Genomic DNA, 16,234 nt, shown 5'->3' with positions numbered 1-16,234 from the left:
GTCCTCGGCCTGGAGCATGCTTGGTCCATGTGGGATACGACGTCACGGACGTTCCGACTGCTGGAGCTGCTCCAGCGGAACGGGTTCATGGCCACCGAGCGCTTGGCCGACGACCTCGGCGTGACGACGAGGACCGTGCGCCGCGACGTGGCACGGCTCCGCGATCTCGGGTACCCGGTCGACACGCGCCTCGGTGTCGACGGCGGGTATTCGATCGAACCGGGCGCTGTGCTGCCACCGATCCACCTGACCACCGAGGAGGCGCTCGCCTGCGCACTTGCGCTCCGGCGCTGGCAGGACGACGTCGAAGGGACCCTCGCAGCCGGTTCACTCACGAAGGTCGTCGCATCACTGCCGCCTCGAGCCCGATGGATCGTCGACGCGATCGCAGCCGTCACCCTCGACGCACCCGTGGACGCCCTGGAGCCGATCGACCACCCGACGGTCGACATCAGCCTCCTCGGCGACCTCGCGAGGACATGCCTGGTGCGGCGCCGAGTCGGGTTCGCGTACACGGGGCGGGACGACACCTCGACCCCGCGCCGCGTCGACCCGCACCGACTCGTCAACACGGCACGGCGCTGGTACCTGGTCGCCTTCGACCTCGACGCCGACGCGTGGCGCACGTTCCGCGTCGACCGCATCTCGGAGTTCGCGGCCACTGAGCTGCCCACGAGGGAACGCCAGCTCCCCGATCGGGATGTCGAGGGATGGGTCACCCGACAGCTCACCGTCGGCTGGCAGCAGGTCACCGGCACCGTCCGCGTCCACGCCCCGATCGAGGCGGTGGCCAGGTGGGTCGCGCCGGCGTGGGGCAGCGTCGAAGCGGTGTCCCCCGAGGTCACGGTGGTGCGCGCCGGCGCAGACGGCTACGACGCGATCGCCCGGTGGTTGCTCCTGGTGCAGGCAGACGTGGAGGTCATCGAACCCGACGGCCTGCGGGCCGCATTCGGCAGGGTGGCGGAGCAGGCGGGCCGGGCGGCCAGGTCGAACCCGGCCCCATCGCTTCCGGACGGGCCGGCCCAGGAGACCGACCCGCGACCGGTCACCGGAGCGGTCTGAAGAACGCGGTCAGATCGTCGATGAGCGCCTCCGGTTCCTCGAGGGCGGCGAAGTGGCCACCGCGGTCGGGGACGTCGCTCCACCGGGTGATGGTGTGCTCCCGTTCGGCGTAGGCACGGATGCCGACGTCGTGGGCGAACATGATGACGCCGGTGGGAACGCCGGACGGTTCGTCGACCGCACCCCACGCCGCCTGCTGCGCGTACCCGACGTAGGCGGCGGTGCCGGCGGTCTCGGTGAACCAGTACAGCGAGACGTTCGTCAGCAGGCGATCGAGCGGGACGATCGCCTCAGGGAGCGCCTCGTGCGGCACCGTCCACGCGTGGAACTTGTCGAACATCCACGCGAGGAGGCCGACGGGTGAGTCGACGAGCGCCGCTCCGATCGTCTGCGGCCGGGTGGACTGGATCGCGATGTAGCCGTACTCGTCCCGCATGAAGGCCTGGACCCGTGCGAGGCCGTCGTGTTCCAGCGGGGTGAACCTCGCCAGCTCGGCCTCGCTCGGTGCCTGCAGCGGCATCCCCACCGAGCCGTTGACGTGCACGCCGACCGCGCGCGTCGGCGCTGCCCTCGCCACCTGTGGCGACACCGCCGCGCCGATATCGCTGCCCTGCACGCCGTACCGCTCGTAGCCGAGCCGCTCCATGAGCGTCGCCCACGCCCGCCCGATCCGCGCCGCATCCCAACCGCCCTCGACGACGGGGGTCGAGAACCCGAAGCCGGGCAGCGAGGGGATGACCACGTCGAAGGCGTCAGCCGCCTCTCGCCCGTGAGCCTCGGGGTCACTGAGTGGGCCGATGAGGTCCAGGAACTCGACGAACGATCCCGGCCAGCCGTGGGTGAGCATCAGTGGGAGCGCGCCGTCGACCGCCGAGCGGACGTGGAGGAAGTGGATGGTCTGCCCGTCGATGACCGTCGTGAACTGCGGGAGCCCGTTCAGCGCCTCCTGCTGCGCACGCCAATCGAAGGAATCCGTCCAGTACTCGACCACGCGGCGGAGGTAGTCGACCGGAACCCCCGTCGACCAGTCGTCGCCCGGCAGCGGCGGCGGGAAGCGGGTGGCCCGGAGTCGACACGTGAGCTCGTCGATCGCGTCCTCCGGGATGTCGATCCGGAACGGGTGGATGTCGGTGTGCATCATGGTTTCCTTCCCTCGCGGGTGGGCTCCGATGAGCCGCACCACGCCGGCGACGATAGGGAGGAACGAGGACAGCACCTGTCCGCCGCGAAACGCGCAGAGGTTCGCAGGGCCGGCACGCCCGTCCACCAGGAGACTGCCAAGCTCGACGCATGCCCCTCCCCGTGATCGAATCGCTGACGTCGGAACGCCTCACGCTGGAGGCGCTCTCGGTCGACCATGCCGCGGCGATGGTCGACGTGCTCGCCGACCCGGCCCTGTACACCTTCACGGGTGGGGAAGCGCCGTCGCTCGCCACGCTCACGGCGCGGTACCGGTCGCAGCTGCGCGGACCGGCGGACGGTTCCGAAGCATGGCTCAACTGGATGGTGCGCCGCCACGACACCGACACCCTCATCGGCTTCGTCCAGGCCACGGTGCGCGCAGCGGACGAGGGTGATGTGGACGAGGCCATGCTCGCCGAGATCGCCTGGGTGATCGACCCGACCCACCAGCGGCTCGGGTTCGCAGCCGAGGCCGCCGGCCGGATGGTCACCTGGCTGCAGGCCAACGGGGTGGAGCGGTTCGCCGCGTCGATCCACCCGGAGCACACGGCCTCCCAGCGTGTGGCGCAGCGGCAGGGCCTCCGGCCAACGGCGACGATCGAGGACGGCGAAGTCCGGTGGGAGTCGTCCGCCCCGGAGGCACGCCGGTAGCCAGGCCGAGCGCGCCCGCGGCACAGTCACTTGCGATGATCGCAACCCTCGGCGTAGAGTTGCGACCATGGAAAGTCACTTCGAGGACCCCGTGCCGGACCGACGCCCGGCATCATCCAGCACGTCGCCGTCCGAGGCGCAGACCGCGCTCGACGACATGACCCGCGATCAGGAGCACCTCGCCTCCCGCATCATCACGCCCTGGTGGTACCACCCGGCGCTCGGACTCATCACCGCCGTCTTCGCCGGTGCGCACGCCCTCCCCGGGGCGTGGCCGCTGGGTGCGATCGCCCTCGGGATCGCCGCGATCCCCGTCCTGACCACGACGTACGCCCGGACGGCTGGTGTCGTGGTGACGAAGCCGGCCGGCCCGCGGAGCCGACGGCTGCTCCTGGCCACGCTCCTCGTGCTCGTCGCCGCCATGTCCTGCAGCATCGCGTTCAAGTTCCTCGACGTCTCGCCCTGGTGGGCGCTCGTCCCGGCCGGCGTGACCTTCGTGGCGACCGTCGTCCTCGGACGCCGATACGACGAGGCGCTCCGCCAGGAGATCGCCGCCCCGACGGTGCGACCCGCACGATGAGCACACCGGCACCCGCCTTCAACGAGGTGATCCATGCGCCCCTGCGGCTCCGGATCTGCGGACTGCTCCGCTCTGTCGACGAACTGGAGTTCTCGGTGGTCCGCGACGCCCTCGCCATCGACGACGCCAAGCTCTCGAAGCATCTGAAGGTGCTGGCCGACGCCGAGCTGATCGCCCTCCGCAAGGAACGGTCGTCGACACGCACCGATTCCCGCCGCCTCACCTGGATCGCCCTCACCCCCGCCGGTTCGGCCGCCCTCGAAGCCCACCTCGCCGCCCTGTCGAGCATCGCCGCCGGGGTCCCGGTGGAGTGAGCCGGAGCCCGGCCAGGTCCCTCAGGCGGCGCGATCCGTCAGGATCGGCCCGCACAGCCACACCTCACCGGCGGTCGAAGCCGGGATCCTCCTCGGGGCGGCTCGCGCCGACCGTCGGCGCCGTCGTCGTCGCGGTGGTGGGCGTCGACGCCGTGGCCGCCGCGGCGACCGGACGCACCCGGGATCCGCGCGACCCGTTCCGCGATCGACGCCCGCCGGCCGAGCGCCCGTAGACGAGGTACATGGCGACACCCATGATGATCATGAGCAGCACCGTGTAGACGAAGGTGATCGACATCGAGTCGAGGTTGTTCTCGCCCTCGGTGCTCGCCTTGATCGCGATACCGAGCGGTTCGAACAGCGGCTGATACAGGAACACCGCGGCGTCGTAGTCGTCGAGCAGGCTGTTGAAGTTCAGCGCCGTGATGGCCGCGGCCGTCGGCAGCACGAGCGGGAAGAGCACCTTGCGGAAGGTGAACAGCGACTTCGCGCCGAGGATCCGGGCGGCGTCCTCGAGTGAGTCGGGGATCCCGGCGAACGCGGCCTTCAGCAGGCGGAGCGTGAACGGGATCTTCACGATGATGTACGCGACGAGGAGCAGCACGGTCGTGCCCGTCAGGACGGCACCGCCGAGCAGCGGGTTCGGCCGATCGAAGGTCATGATGAGCCCGAGCGCGATCAGGATCGTCGGCAGGATCCACGGGATGTGCAGCAGGTACTCGAACGTCGCCGTGACCCGGTTGCGGTAGCGCTGGATGATCCGGGAGACGAAGAGCAGCCCGCCGACGACGATCACGGAGGCGAGGGCGCTGTAGACGATGCTGACGATGAACGGTCGGAGCACCGACGGGGTCCCGAACACGGTCACGTAGTTCGCCAGCGTGAAGTCACCGGGGGTGATCACGCCGCGCTGGATCGCTGTCGAATCGAGGAAGGAGAAGAGCACGATGAGCAGCACCGGCGTCACGTACAGGAGGAAGAGCAGGTAGGCCACGACGTGCACGACCACGCTGCCGAGGCGACTCTGGATCCGTTGCTTCTGCAGTGGGGTCGCGACCTTCGCCACCGAGAAGTACACGCCGGACTTCTCCACGCGGTTCATGATCGCCAGCAGCACGATCGTCGCCAGGCCGAGGATGATCGCGAGCAGCGCGGCGAGGTCCTGCGAGCTGGAACTCTTCGAGAACGTGACGATCATCGGCGCGACGGTCTGGAAGTCGGGACCGCCGAGCACGAGTGGCGCGGTGAGTGCCCCGAGGCCGATGAGGAACGTCAGCACCGTCACCGCGAAGATCATCGGTCGGAGTGCCGGGAGCACGATGCGCCACAGGATCGTCCACGTCGACGCGCCCATGTTCCGGGCGGCTTCGATGGTCTGGTAGTCGATCTTGGCGAGCGCCGAGGAGAGGAAGAGCATGTGGTTCGTCGTCGTCGCGAACGTCATCACGATGACGACGGCGAAGAAGCCCGAGAACCAGTTCGGGTCGATGTCCGGGAACACGTTCCGCACCGCGTTGGTGACGAAGCCGTAGCGACCGTAGATGAAGTTGTACCCGGCGGCGAGCACGATGCCGCCGTAGATGAGGGTCGTCGCGTACCCGAGCCAGAGCACTCGCGCCCCGCGCACGACGAAGTACTTCGTCACGAGGACGATGAAGATCCCGACCACGTTCACCGTGACCGACAGCGTCACAGCCAGGAGGAAGCTGTTCGCGAGCGCCTTGAGGGCCCGCTCGGAGCTGAACAGCTTCTCCACCGCGCGGGCGCTGAAGTTCCCGTCGGGGAAGAAGGTCCCCACCAGGAGGTTGAGGTTCGGGAACAGCAGGAACGTGACGACGAACCAGGTGAGGACGACGATCACGATGATGGCGAGCGGCGAGCGGAACATCGGTCCGAGCGTCGAGGGCTTCGCCGAACGTCGGCGACGACGGGGCTTGCCGGCGCCCGCGTCCGTGGCTGCTGCAGGACGGGTCGAGGTGGTCATGTCGGCCTCAGTACTGGAGCACGTGGCTCGGGTCGATGCGCAGCTCGGCGGGCGACCCGGGGCTCAAGGCGTCGGTGCCGCTCTCCACGACCATGGCACGGATCCGACCACCGACGGCCTCGACCGTGTAGGTCGAGTACGCGCCGTGGTAGGAGCGTTCCACGATAGTGCCCTGCAATGCGACCAGACCGGGCGGCGGCGTGCGGTGGTCGTCCGCCGCCACCACGGCGACCTTCTCGAGCCGCAGGTACGCCGACGCCGACGGGTCGAGGGGCGCACCAGCACCCGCCAGCGCCCGGACCGTCTCCGGGGAGAGCTGGTTGATCGCGCCGATGAACGTGCCCACGAACTCGGTGGCGGAGTGGTTGTAGATCTCCTCCGGCGTGCCCAGCTGTTCCACGACGCCCTGGTTGAACACGGCGATCCGGTCGCTCATCGTGAGCGCCTCTTCCTGGTCGTGCGTCACGTACATCGTCGTGATGCCGAGCTCGCTCTGCAGTCGCTTCAGCTGCTCGCGCAACTGCACGCGCAGCTTCGCGTCGAGGTTCGAGAGCGGCTCGTCCAGCAGCAGGATGCGCGGCTTGAGGACGAGCGCGCGGGCGATGGCGACGCGCTGCTGCTGCCCACCGGAGAGCTCGGCGACGTTCTTCTCGAGCTGTTCCGGGGTGAGTTCGACCTGCTCGGCGATCTCGTCGACGAGCTTCGTCGTCTCCGGCCGCTTCGTCTTCCGCACCTGGAGCCCGAACGCGATGTTCTCCCGAACGCTCATGCTCGGGAAGAGGGCGTAGTTCTGGAACACCATCCCGACGCGTCGCTGCTCGCTCGGCAGCCGGGTGACGGTCTTGCCGCCGATGATCAGCTCGCCCGCCGTCGGCTGGATGAAACCGGCGAGGGTGCGCAACGCGGTCGTCTTGCCACAGCCCGACGGGCCGAGGAGGGTGAAGAACTCACCCTCCTCGATCGTCAGGTTGAGGTCCGGGATCGCCAGGTGGTCGCCGAACGCGACCTGGATGCCGTCGTAGGTGATCATCTACGGGAGGTACTCGAGCTCGGTCTTCTCGACCCAGGCTCCGATGTTCTCGCGGACGAACTCGAAGTCGATGTCCTGCTTGGGCAGCGAGTCGATGAGCGCGACGACCTCCGGGAGGGCCTCGGCCTTCGCCTTCTCGTTCACCGGGTAGGCGGAGAACTCCTTCGCGAACGCACCCTGCGTCTCGGCGCTGCCGAACCAGTCGATGAACTTCTGCGCCTGCTGCTCACGCTTCGTGCCCGTGATCTCGGCGATCTGCTCGGTCACGTACGGCACGCCCGACTTCGGGGCGATGACGCCGGTCTTCGTGCCGTACTCGGCGTCGCGGCTCGTGATGCCACTGCTCGGGATCGTGCCGAAGTCGACCTCGCCACGGGTGAGCCGGGCGTACAGGTCGGTGCCCTCGACGGCGGGCGAACCGTTCTTGAAGTACTCCTCGACGACCTTCCAACCCTTGTCGGAGATGCCCAGGTCGCCGTCCGCGTCCTTGTACGGGGCGAGCAGTCCGGCGAGGACGAGCTGCGGGGTGGCCTGGCCGAGGACGGTGTTGACCTCGTACTTGCCCTGGTACTTCGAGTCCTCCCAGAGCTCGGAGAGCTCGGTCGGCGCGTCGGCCTCGGGGATGGTGTTCGTGTCGTAGACGGTGACGATCGCCTGCTCGACGAGCGGCCAGAACGCACCGTCCTTCGGGTCGCCCGAGGCCTGGTCGACCTCGCCGGACCAGGCCGGCTTGTAGGCGGTGATGGCCTTCTCGGCCTTGAGGGTCTCGAAGAACATGTTGTTCAGCCCGAACACGACGTCGCCGACGGGGTTGTTCTTCTCGGCCACGATGCGGTTCGCGAGGTCGGCGCCGCCGAGGCCGACGATCTCGATGTCGATGCCGGCCTTCTTCGCCTCAGCGGTGACCCACTCGCCGCGACCGTCGCCGTTGGAGTTCGTGTAGACGATCAGGGGGCCGGAGGCGTCGCCCCCACCGTCGGATCCAGCGTCGCCTCCCGCGGAGCAGGCACTGAGGCCGAGCGCACCGATGACGAGGGCTGCGATGGCGAGGGAACGGGGCGCTGAACGCTTCACGGGATTCCTTTCGGGACGAACGCCCGGGGTTGCCGGGGTCGCCGCGCATGAGTAACGACGTTGTGACCGCTGATGCAGTCTTCAACCTAGCGTGACGTTTCCCGGTGAACGGGAATTGAACGGATCTACCGTGCCCACTTGACGGGTGACCCGAAATGTCGCAGTCCGACCCGATCCGACCGAAGCCGGCACCGCCCGAGCGGGCACCACCACGGCCGAGCTCCTCCGCGATCGCATCGTGTGGGAGCGGTGCCCGAACGGCTTCATCGCCGCCGGCGGTGGCCTGCCGCTACACCGGTGCGAGCGGTTCCCCGACGCCGTCCGGGAGCTCGACGACGACGTCGTCACCGGGACGCACGACGCCCCCGGCGAGGACGACGCCCATGACCCCCGCCTTGCGGACGGTGCGACCCTCGGCGTCCGTGCCCACCAGCTGCTTGAGGAGGCCGGGTTCGAAGCGGTCGATCTGGACGCACGGGTTGCGGAGGCCGGTCACCTGGACGACGGCGTCCGATCCGAGCCGGAGCACCGCGCCGGTGGGGAGGGCGAGCAGGTCCAGCCCCTCGGTGGTCACGTTCTCACCCAGCTCCCCCGGCGCTACATCGGCGTCGACCTCCTCGAACAGTTCGCGGTGGATCAGGTGCACCTGGCGGAGATTGGGTTGCGTGGGGTCGCGTCGCACACGGGACCGGTGCTGGACCGTCGCCCCGAAGTGCGCATCCCCATCGACACCGAGACCGGCGACGAGCGTGATCGCCTCGCGTCGAGGCTTGGAGAAGCGGTGCTCATCGTCGCTGCTGACCGAGACGATCCGGGCGTGTGTCATCACCCCAGTGTGCACCCGGACGGTCAGCGGCGCAGGATCACCTGATACAGCTTGTGGTCCTGCACCGCCCGATGCGACGTCCGTTTCCCGCCGGCTCCGGGGGACGCGAACGGGGAGGCTGGACCGCTCCGGCGGATCTCCGGCAGCTCGTCACATCGACCTGAGGGCCGCGACCGCCGGGCGGAGTTCCGGGCGCCCAGGTTCTCGGTCAGGAGCGCGACGCCCGGTGGTGACGCTGCCAGTCTGCGGTCGCGACGCCGTTCAGGACGCTCAACACCGTCCGTTCGGCCAGGCCGTCGTCGATCGGCTGGTGCCCGAAGAACGCGCGGTAGTAGATCGGCGCGGCGAGGAGGTCCAGGGTGAGCTCCAGGTCGAGGCCGTCCTGGAGCTCGCCACGCTCGACCGCATGCTCGAGCACCGCACGGGAGGTCGCTCGTCGCGCCTCGAAGTAGTCCCGACGGAACACCTCGCGCAACTCCGGATCCGCTTCGAGGTCGGAGACGAGCCCCGGCAGAGCCCTGGTGATCGGGGAGGCCTGGAAGGTGTCCGACAGGGTGGAGATGCCGGCAATGAGGTCGCAGTGGACACAACCGGTGTCGGGTGTCGGGGTCGTCCCGAGCACGGAGATGAGCGTGTGCACGACCACCCCGGGCAGACTCCCCCAGCGCCGACGCACCGCCGGCTTGCTCGTGCCGGCGGCGGCGGCGACACCCTCGAGCGTCAGCGCACTGTAGGGCACGGTGGCGAGCAGCTCCACGACGGCGCCGGTCACCCTCGCGTCGATCGTGGTGTCTCGCGGGCGGCCCGGTGCCGCCGACGACGACGGCGACCCCTCCGCACGGTCTATTTGCTCCATGCCACCATCGTACTCTAGATTCATTACGTTCCGGAGTGGAATGAAATAAAAGGAGTGGCGATGGACGACGACATGATGACCGACGACACGGGCGGGGTGTTCTCACCGAGGTTCCGTGGCTTCACGATCGGTCTGCTCGCGAGCGTCGGGTCGGTGGCGTTCGAATCCCTCGGGGTCGCGACGATCCTGCCGTCCGTGGCGACCGAGCTCGGCGGCCTGGGCGGGTACGGCTGGGGGCTCTCGGCGCTCATGCTCGCGAACATCGTCGGCACCGTGATCGCGGGCGTCGACATCGACCGTCGAGGACCCGCCAGGACGGTCCTGGTCGGAACCCTCGTCTTCGCATTCGGCTGCCTGCTCGCCGGCCTCGCGCCAGGGTGGGGCGTCTTCATCGTGGCCCGCGCTCTCCAGGGACTGGGCATCGGGGCGATCATGGCCTACGCCTACAGCCTCGTCGGCATCGCGTACCCGGCACGGTTGCAGGCCGTGATGTTCGCGTTCCTCTCCTCGGCGTGGACCATCCCCTCGCTCGTCGGGCCGGTGTTCGCCGGAGCACTCGCATCGCTCCTCGACTGGCGGGTGGTCTTCTGGTCGATCGCGCCGCTCACGTTGCTCCTCCTCCCCCTCGTGCTCCCGGACGCACGACGGTTGGCATCCACTGCGCCGCGTCCGGCCTCGGGCCCGCGCCGACGGATCCCGGCGCCCGTGTGGTTCTCGATCCTGCTCGCCGCCGGCACCGGCGCCGTCCTCCTCGGACTCGAACTCGACGCCCTCCTCGCACTCGTCGCACTCGTGATCGGCGGGCTCGTCGGCGCGATCGTGGCACTGCGATGGATCCTGCCGACCGGAACCCTCCGCCTCCGTCGCGGCGCCCCGACCGGCCTCGTCATCCGGTTCGTCCTGTGCGGCGTCTACTTCGGATCCGAGGCCTTCCTCCCCCTCGGCCTGACGAGCGTCCACGGACTCGGCATCACCCTCGCCGGCCTGGGGCTCGCCGCCGGTGCGCTCGCCTGGACCGCGGGTTCCTTCGCGCAGGCACGCATCGACGCCGTGCGTCCCGGACGGCGCGCACTGGCGACACGCCTCGGCATTCTCGCCCTCGTGGGCGGAGAGCTCATCATGGGCGTCGCCGTCGCGCTGCCCGAGGTGTGGGCCGGATGGGCGGTCATCGGTTGGACCATCGCCGGGATCGGCATGGGTGTCGCTTTCAACGCCGCGACCTCGGCGACGATGTCGACGACGCCGGCCGACAGCGCGGGCAGGGTCAGCGCCAGTCTGCAACTCGCCCAGACGCTCGCCACTGCGACCGTCGCCGGTGTCGGCGGGGCCATCGTCGCCCGGCTCGGAGCGACGACCCCGGCCTTCCTCGCGGTGTTCGGACTGACCGCAGCACTCGGACTCCTCGGCGTCCTGCTCGCCGGACGACTCGACACGGCGCAGGCGGGCGACGGCGAAGGCGGGCACCGGTGAGCGCAGCGTGCGATCGGCTCACCGACGTGATCAGCGGACGCCCGTCGGGCAGACTGGACCGATGAGCCGAGCCGACACCGCCGGAGCGGGCACCACCAGGGCCGAGCTCCTCCGCGACCGCATCGTGTGGGAGGTCGCCGAGCAGGGCTTCGGCGCCCACGGCCTGCACGTGCTCGTCGGCGACGACGAGGCCGGGCACCGGTGGACCGAAGATGTCCGCGAGGACGTCCACTCGGCGGCCAAGGGTGTCTGCGTGCTCGCTGTGGGCTTCGCCGTCGACGAGGGGCTCATCACGATGGACACGACGCTCGGCTCCGTCTTCCCAGACGCTGAGTTCGGCGACGGCACGGCCGACGTCACCCTCCGACGCCTCCTGAACATGACGAGCGGCGTCGACCTCCCCTGGTCGCCGACGCTGCTCACCGACTGGCCCGACCTGACCCTCGAGTTCCTCCGCCGACCGTCACGGGGAGCGGTCTTCCAGTACTCGAACGCCAGCTCCTACACCGCGATGCGCGCGCTGGAGACCCGCGTCGGCGACGTCGGCGCGTACCTCGACCTGCGCCTGCTCGCACCGCTCGGTATCCACGACGCCGAGTGGGAGCGATGCCCGAACGGGTTCATCGCCGCCGGCGGTGGCCTACCACTGCGCACGACGGAGCTCGCGCGCATCGGACGTCTCATCCGCGACCGTGGCCGCTGGCACGACGTGCAGCTCCTCGCATCGGACTGGGTCGACGCGATGCACACCGAGTGGGTGCCGGCCGGCACCGGTCCCGGCTACGAGCGGTACGCGCTCGCCGGGTGGGACGGCCCGGGTGCCGCCTGGCGACTCCACGGCGCCTACGGGCAGCTCCTCGTCTTCGCCGGCGACGCCGTCGTGACCATCACCGCCGAGGACCACGAGGGAGCGGACCGCATCGCGACCTCCGTGTCCGCGTTCCTCGCCGACGCCTAGGCGCGGTCGCCCGTCCTCCTTGCGCGGGGGCCTGCGCAGCGGGCATCATGGCGGGGAACCGCGGCGCCGTGGTGATCGTCGAAGCCCAGGCCGACTTGTCTGCCGACGGATCCCCCGCACCGCCTCGGAGGCATCGTCCATGACGACTGCACGCTCACTCCTGCCCTCGATCCGCGGATCGTTCCGCTCTGCCACCCGCCGGTACGGTGACGTCCTCCGCCATCCCGGGGCGCTGCCGTTCTTCCTCGCCGCAGCGGTCGCCAGACTCGGCGTTGCGATGACCGGGCTCGCGCTGCTGTTCACGATCCACCATGCGACGGGGTCGTTCGCCACCGCGGGCGCGGCCACGGGACTGTTCGCCCTCGCGGAGGCCACCGCAGGGCCGCAGCTCGCACGGATCGTCGACCGGTGGGGCCAGACGGCCACGGTTCCGGCGGCCGTCCTCGTCCACCTCGGCGCGATCGCCGTGGCGATCACGACCGCCGGACACGCGCCGATCTGGGTCACCCTCGCGAGCGTCGTCGTCGCGGGCGCTGCGATCCCGCAGCCCGGCGCGCTGTCCGCTGCGCGCTGGTCCGGGCTCATCCCCGACCCCCTGGCGCTGCGGACCGCGTTCTCCCTGGAGGCGAACGTCAACGACCTCGTGTTCCTGACCGGGCCGATCCTCGCCACGCTCGCCGGCACCCTGCTCCTGCCGGCGGCGGGGTCGGCGGTGGCGGCGACGCTCGTCGCGGTCGGCTGCGTGGTCCTCAGTCTGCAGCGCCGCACGGCACCGGAACCGCGTGGCGCGCGAGCGCCCGTCGAGGGACGCGGCAGGAGCACCCTCCTCGCCCCGCCGTTCCTCGCGACCCTGGGCGTCAACCTCGGGCTGGGATGCTTCTTCGGCGCGGTGCCGCTCCTCGTGACCGCAGCGGCGGCGGCGCAGGGGCTGCAACCGCTGACCGGTGTCGTCCTCGCCTGCTCGAGCGCGGCGAGCATCGCCGCCGGCACGCTCTACGGCGCCGTCCGATCGGTCCCGCGCCCCCAGACGGTGCAGCTGGCGGCGGCGGTCCTGCTCGTCCTGGCCGCACTCGTCGGCGCCGTCTGGCCGGTGCTGACCGGGCTCACGGTCATGCTCGTCGTCGGCGGCGGGGCGGCCATCGCGCCGTTGCTCGCCTCGTCCTCGCAGATCGTGCAGGCGTCGGTCGCTCCGGCGGAGCTCACGCAAGGCTTCACGTGGATCAACTCCGCCTCGGCCTCCGGTATCGCGGCGAGCGCCGCACTCACCGGGGTCCTCATCGCGGGAGGTGGTGTCGGGGCCGCGACACCGCCGCTCGTGATCATGACGTCGGTGGCCCTCGTGTGCGCGGCGGGGGCTCGGGCGAGGTCGGGCCGACGTCGCGAAGATGTCTCGCTCAACCCTCACCGGTGAGGACCGAGGACTGTCAGCTGGGGATGCGACGTCGACCACGTCCGAGCGTAGATCGAGCCTCCGACACCACGGCACCGTGTTGCAGACGCCGTCGCACCCGTCAAGAGGAATCACGACGTCGGTGCCCGGAGGTACCGTCCTGGACATGGGTACTTCACGTCCGGCCGCCGGTTCCATCGATCGCATCGCGCGCGAGGATTTCGGCTGGGACACGCTCCTGCCGGGGCAGCGTGAGGCGATCCAGTCGGCCGTCGCCGGCCGCGACACCCTCGTGGTCCTCGCCACCGGTGGCGGGAAGTCGGCGGTGTACCAGATCGCCGGCGCCCAGCGCGGCGGGGTGACCCTCGTCGTCTCGCCGCTCGTCGCCCTGCAGGCCGATCAGCTCGCCTCGATCGAGGCCGCACCGGCCGCCCCTCCCGCGGTCGCGCTCAACGCCTCGCTCGGTACAGCGGCCATCGAGGCGGCGTGGGAACGCATCGACGAGGGCGGCCCGGTCTACGTGCTGCTGGCTCCGGAACAGCTCGCGAACGAGGAGACCGTCGCGCGGCTCGCGGCGGCCGGTGTCTCCCTGTTCGTCGTCGACGAGGCCCACTGCGTGTCGTCGTGGGGAACCGACTTCCGGCCCGACTACCTGCGGTTGGCGGACGCGCGTCGCGAGCTCGGCGACCCACCCGTGCTCGCCATGACGGCCACCGCCTCGGGCCCCGTGCGCGCGGAGATCATCGAGCGGTTGCGCATGCACGACCCGGACGTGCAGGTGCACGGGGTCGACCGCCCGGAGATCCGCCTGGTCGTGCACCGCCATGAGCGCGAGCCAGAGAAGCGGGCGGCGGTCGTCGAGGAGGCCCGTAGCTGGACCGCCCCCGGACTGGTCTACGTGGCGACGCGCCGGGAGACGGAGCGGTATGCCGAGGAGATCGCCGCCGATGGACGCCGGGTCGCCGCGTACCACGCCGGCTTGAAGCCCAAGGATCGGCGTGCGGTCCACGACCGGTGGCGGGCCGGTGAGCTCGACGTCGTCGTCGCGACCTCCGCGTTCGGCATGGGGATCGACCGCGCCGATGTGCGGTTCGTCCTGCACGCCACGACGACGGAGTCGCTCGACGCGTACTACCAGGAGGTCGGCCGCGCGGGCCGCGACGGCGAGCCCGCCACGACGGTCCTGCACTACCGCGCGGAGGACCTCGGGCTCAGACGGTTCTTCACGAAACGCTCGGTGTCGGAGTCGGCGGTGCGCTCGGTGTGGCGGACGGTCCGTTCCACGCCCGGACTGAGCATCTCCGATCTGGCGGCACAGCTCGATCAGCCGCGACGCACGATCACCCGGGTCGTGAACGACCTCGCGGACGCTCAGCTGGTGGACACCACCGACGGCGTCCGGGCGGTCGACGACATCGGTCCGAAGCGTGCCATCCGAGCCGTCCAAGAGATGCTCGAATCACGGGAACGCATCGCCGAATCGCGGTTGGCGATGATGCGCGCCTACGCCGAGACCTCCCACTGCCGCCGCCGGATGCTGCTCGAGTACTTCGGGGTCGACGCCCCCGAGTGGTGCGGGAACTGCGACGGCTGCGAGCGACACGAGGCGCAGCAGGAACAGGAGCGCCTCGGTTCCGCCACCGGCACGGCCCCACTCCACGTCGACCAGGAGGTGCACCACCGGGAGTGGGGGCCGGGGACCGTCATGGGCGTCGAACCCGACCGCGTCACCATCTTCTTCGAGGCCGAGGGCTACAAGGTCGTGGCCCTCTCGGCACTCGAGACCGGGGTCCTCACCGCTCAGGAGCTCGCCTCGGCCTGAGCGCTGCGCCGGTCAGGCCTCGTCCGCCGGTGCGCGACCGGGGGCGTCGGCGATGACGCGGTCGATCCAGTCGCGTCGTGACAGGTACTGGATGTCGTCCCTGGCGAACCAACCGAGTTCGAGGAGCTCCTCCTGATCGGGGTTCGCCTCGCTCAGCGGCTCGCAGTCGTAGGCGGTGGTCACGTAGCCCACGTGGTCGCCGTTCGGGTAGCGCACCATCATCGGTTCACCGCCGTACACCCCGACGATGCCGCGGATGCGGATGCGGGCACCCGTCTCCTCCAGGACCTCGCGCAGCAGCGCGTCGGCCGGTTCCTCGCCGGGCTCGACGCCGCCACCGATCAGACTCCAGAGGCCGGAGTGGCGATGGCGGGCGAGCAGGAACCGGTCGCCGTCCCTGATGACGGCGGTGACCCCGGGGAGCATGAGGAACGCGGTTCCGATGTGGGAGCGGATCGAGGCGACGTAGTCGGACATCGGCATGCGGGGAGTCTACGGAACGGGCCTGACCGGAACGTGTCAGTCGGCGTGCTCCGGCGGCCACACCACGGCGAAGTACTCGAACACGATCTCCTCGGACTCGGACCACACGGCACCGCGCGCCGCACTGGTCCGCTCCCAGTAGCGCCGGTGTTCGCGCTGCCAGCTCACCAGGGTGCGGTCGTCCTCGCCCTCCGCGAACGCGAAGGCGGCGTCGGCACTCGCGAACGGGCCGACGCGGAGCGAGGTGCTGCGGATGACGATCCGTGGAGCCCCGGTGCTGTCGCAGGCGATCCAATGCGAGCCGATCCGAGGGAGCGGATCGCCGCGATGGGCGAACTCCGACACGAGTTCGGCGGTGGCCCGCTTCGTGCCGCTGAGCACCACGTCGAGGAGCTCGTCGGCGAGGCGCGCCGTGTCGCCGAAGTGCTCGACGGTGTGGTCGGCGTCGTCTGCGTCAACGCCGTCATGATGCGCGGCGTACGCCCGCCACATCGCCCTGGCGGCGTCGAGGTCGGGTGCGGCGACCGGTGCGTCGTCCTGGTTCGGGTCCAT

16 protein-coding genes are annotated in these 16,234 nt (G+C 70.2%); 8 read left to right on the top strand and 8 right to left on the bottom strand.

Going from position 1 to position 16,234, the window contains the following annotated elements; genetic code table 11:
- The first annotated feature begins 27 nt into the window (after positions 1 to 27).
- Positions 28 to 1,062, top strand: a complete 1,035-nt coding sequence (locus ITJ57_RS03160; protein WP_194668808.1) for a YafY family protein — start codon at positions 28 to 30, stop codon at positions 1,060 to 1,062.
- Here ITJ57_RS03160 and ITJ57_RS03155 read toward each other — a convergent pair.
- Positions 1,046 to 2,200, bottom strand: coding sequence for an epoxide hydrolase family protein (locus tag ITJ57_RS03155; protein WP_194668807.1), 1,155 nt, complete (start codon positions 2,198 to 2,200; stop codon positions 1,046 to 1,048). The genes ITJ57_RS03160 and ITJ57_RS03155 overlap by 17 nt on opposite strands.
- A 152-nt stretch (positions 2,201 to 2,352) precedes the next feature.
- Here ITJ57_RS03155 and ITJ57_RS03150 point away from each other — a divergent pair, with 152 nt between their 5' ends.
- The 3 genes from ITJ57_RS03150 (at position 2,353) to ITJ57_RS03140 (ending at position 3,789) form a co-directional block, all read left to right on the top strand.
- Positions 2,353 to 2,895, top strand: a complete 543-nt coding sequence (locus ITJ57_RS03150) for a GNAT family N-acetyltransferase (RefSeq protein WP_194668806.1) — start codon at positions 2,353 to 2,355, stop codon at positions 2,893 to 2,895.
- A gap of 67 nt (positions 2,896 to 2,962) precedes the next feature.
- Entirely contained in the window at positions 2,963 to 3,475 is a 513-nt protein-coding gene (locus ITJ57_RS03145; RefSeq protein ID WP_194668805.1) for a hypothetical protein, read from the top strand.
- Positions 3,472 to 3,789 carry a transcriptional regulator gene (locus ITJ57_RS03140; protein ID WP_194668804.1) on the top strand — a complete coding sequence of 106 codons (318 nt, stop codon included), beginning with the start codon at positions 3,472 to 3,474 and terminating at the stop codon, positions 3,787 to 3,789. Before ITJ57_RS03145 ends, ITJ57_RS03140 begins: the two co-directional genes overlap by 4 nt.
- 64 nt (positions 3,790 to 3,853) lie before the next feature.
- On the opposite strand, the gene ITJ57_RS03135 is transcribed toward ITJ57_RS03140, so the two are convergent.
- From ITJ57_RS03135 to ITJ57_RS03115, 5 genes are all read right to left on the bottom strand, one after another.
- Positions 3,854 to 5,677: an iron ABC transporter permease gene (locus ITJ57_RS03135; protein WP_194670278.1), complete on the bottom strand. Its 1,824-nt coding sequence runs from the start codon at positions 5,675 to 5,677 to the stop codon at positions 3,854 to 3,856.
- A gap of 103 nt (positions 5,678 to 5,780) precedes the next feature.
- Complete coding sequence (locus ITJ57_RS03130; RefSeq protein ID WP_194668803.1) at positions 5,781 to 6,803, bottom strand: ABC transporter ATP-binding protein; 1,023 nt, start codon at positions 6,801 to 6,803, stop codon at positions 5,781 to 5,783.
- A complete protein-coding gene (locus ITJ57_RS03125; RefSeq protein ID WP_194668802.1) occupies positions 6,804 to 7,877 on the bottom strand; it encodes an extracellular solute-binding protein in 1,074 nt (357 codons plus the stop codon).
- A 289-nt stretch (positions 7,878 to 8,166) separates the two neighbouring features.
- The gene (locus ITJ57_RS03120) at positions 8,167 to 8,703 is read right to left on the bottom strand and encodes an MOSC domain-containing protein (RefSeq protein WP_194668801.1); all 537 of its coding nucleotides are present in this window, start codon (positions 8,701 to 8,703) and stop codon (positions 8,167 to 8,169) included.
- A gap of 208 nt (positions 8,704 to 8,911) precedes the next feature.
- Complete coding sequence (locus ITJ57_RS03115; protein WP_194668800.1) at positions 8,912 to 9,559, bottom strand: TetR-like C-terminal domain-containing protein; 648 nt, start codon at positions 9,557 to 9,559, stop codon at positions 8,912 to 8,914.
- A 60-nt stretch (positions 9,560 to 9,619) separates the two neighbouring features.
- Between ITJ57_RS03115 and ITJ57_RS03110 the strand changes: the two genes are divergently transcribed.
- From ITJ57_RS03110 to ITJ57_RS03095, 4 genes are all read left to right on the top strand, one after another.
- On the top strand, positions 9,620 to 11,029 hold the full coding sequence (locus ITJ57_RS03110; protein WP_228506453.1) for an MFS transporter: 1,410 nt from the start codon (positions 9,620 to 9,622) through the stop codon (positions 11,027 to 11,029).
- 61 nt (positions 11,030 to 11,090) lie between these two features.
- A complete protein-coding gene (locus ITJ57_RS03105; RefSeq protein ID WP_194668799.1) occupies positions 11,091 to 11,987 on the top strand; it encodes a serine hydrolase in 897 nt (298 codons plus the stop codon).
- A gap of 139 nt (positions 11,988 to 12,126) precedes the next feature.
- The gene (locus ITJ57_RS03100) at positions 12,127 to 13,398 is read left to right on the top strand and encodes an MFS transporter (protein ID WP_194668798.1); all 1,272 of its coding nucleotides are present in this window, start codon (positions 12,127 to 12,129) and stop codon (positions 13,396 to 13,398) included.
- Between the two features lie 145 nt (positions 13,399 to 13,543).
- Complete coding sequence (locus ITJ57_RS03095) at positions 13,544 to 15,199, top strand: ATP-dependent DNA helicase RecQ (protein WP_194668797.1); 1,656 nt, start codon at positions 13,544 to 13,546, stop codon at positions 15,197 to 15,199.
- A 12-nt stretch (positions 15,200 to 15,211) separates the two neighbouring features.
- On the opposite strand, the gene ITJ57_RS03090 is transcribed toward ITJ57_RS03095, so the two are convergent.
- Positions 15,212 to 15,682 carry an NUDIX domain-containing protein gene (locus ITJ57_RS03090; RefSeq protein WP_194668796.1) on the bottom strand — a complete coding sequence of 157 codons (471 nt, stop codon included), beginning with the start codon at positions 15,680 to 15,682 and terminating at the stop codon, positions 15,212 to 15,214.
- A gap of 36 nt (positions 15,683 to 15,718) precedes the next feature.
- Complete coding sequence (locus ITJ57_RS03085) at positions 15,719 to 16,234, bottom strand: ASCH domain-containing protein (protein ID WP_370582160.1); 516 nt, start codon at positions 16,232 to 16,234, stop codon at positions 15,719 to 15,721.

The organism is Plantibacter sp. VKM Ac-2880 (assembly GCF_015351235.1).
Classification (GTDB): domain Bacteria; phylum Actinomycetota; class Actinomycetes; order Actinomycetales; family Microbacteriaceae; genus Plantibacter.
The sequence above is the reverse complement of the archived record's forward strand: the minus strand, read 5'-3'. Positions and strand labels throughout refer to the sequence as shown.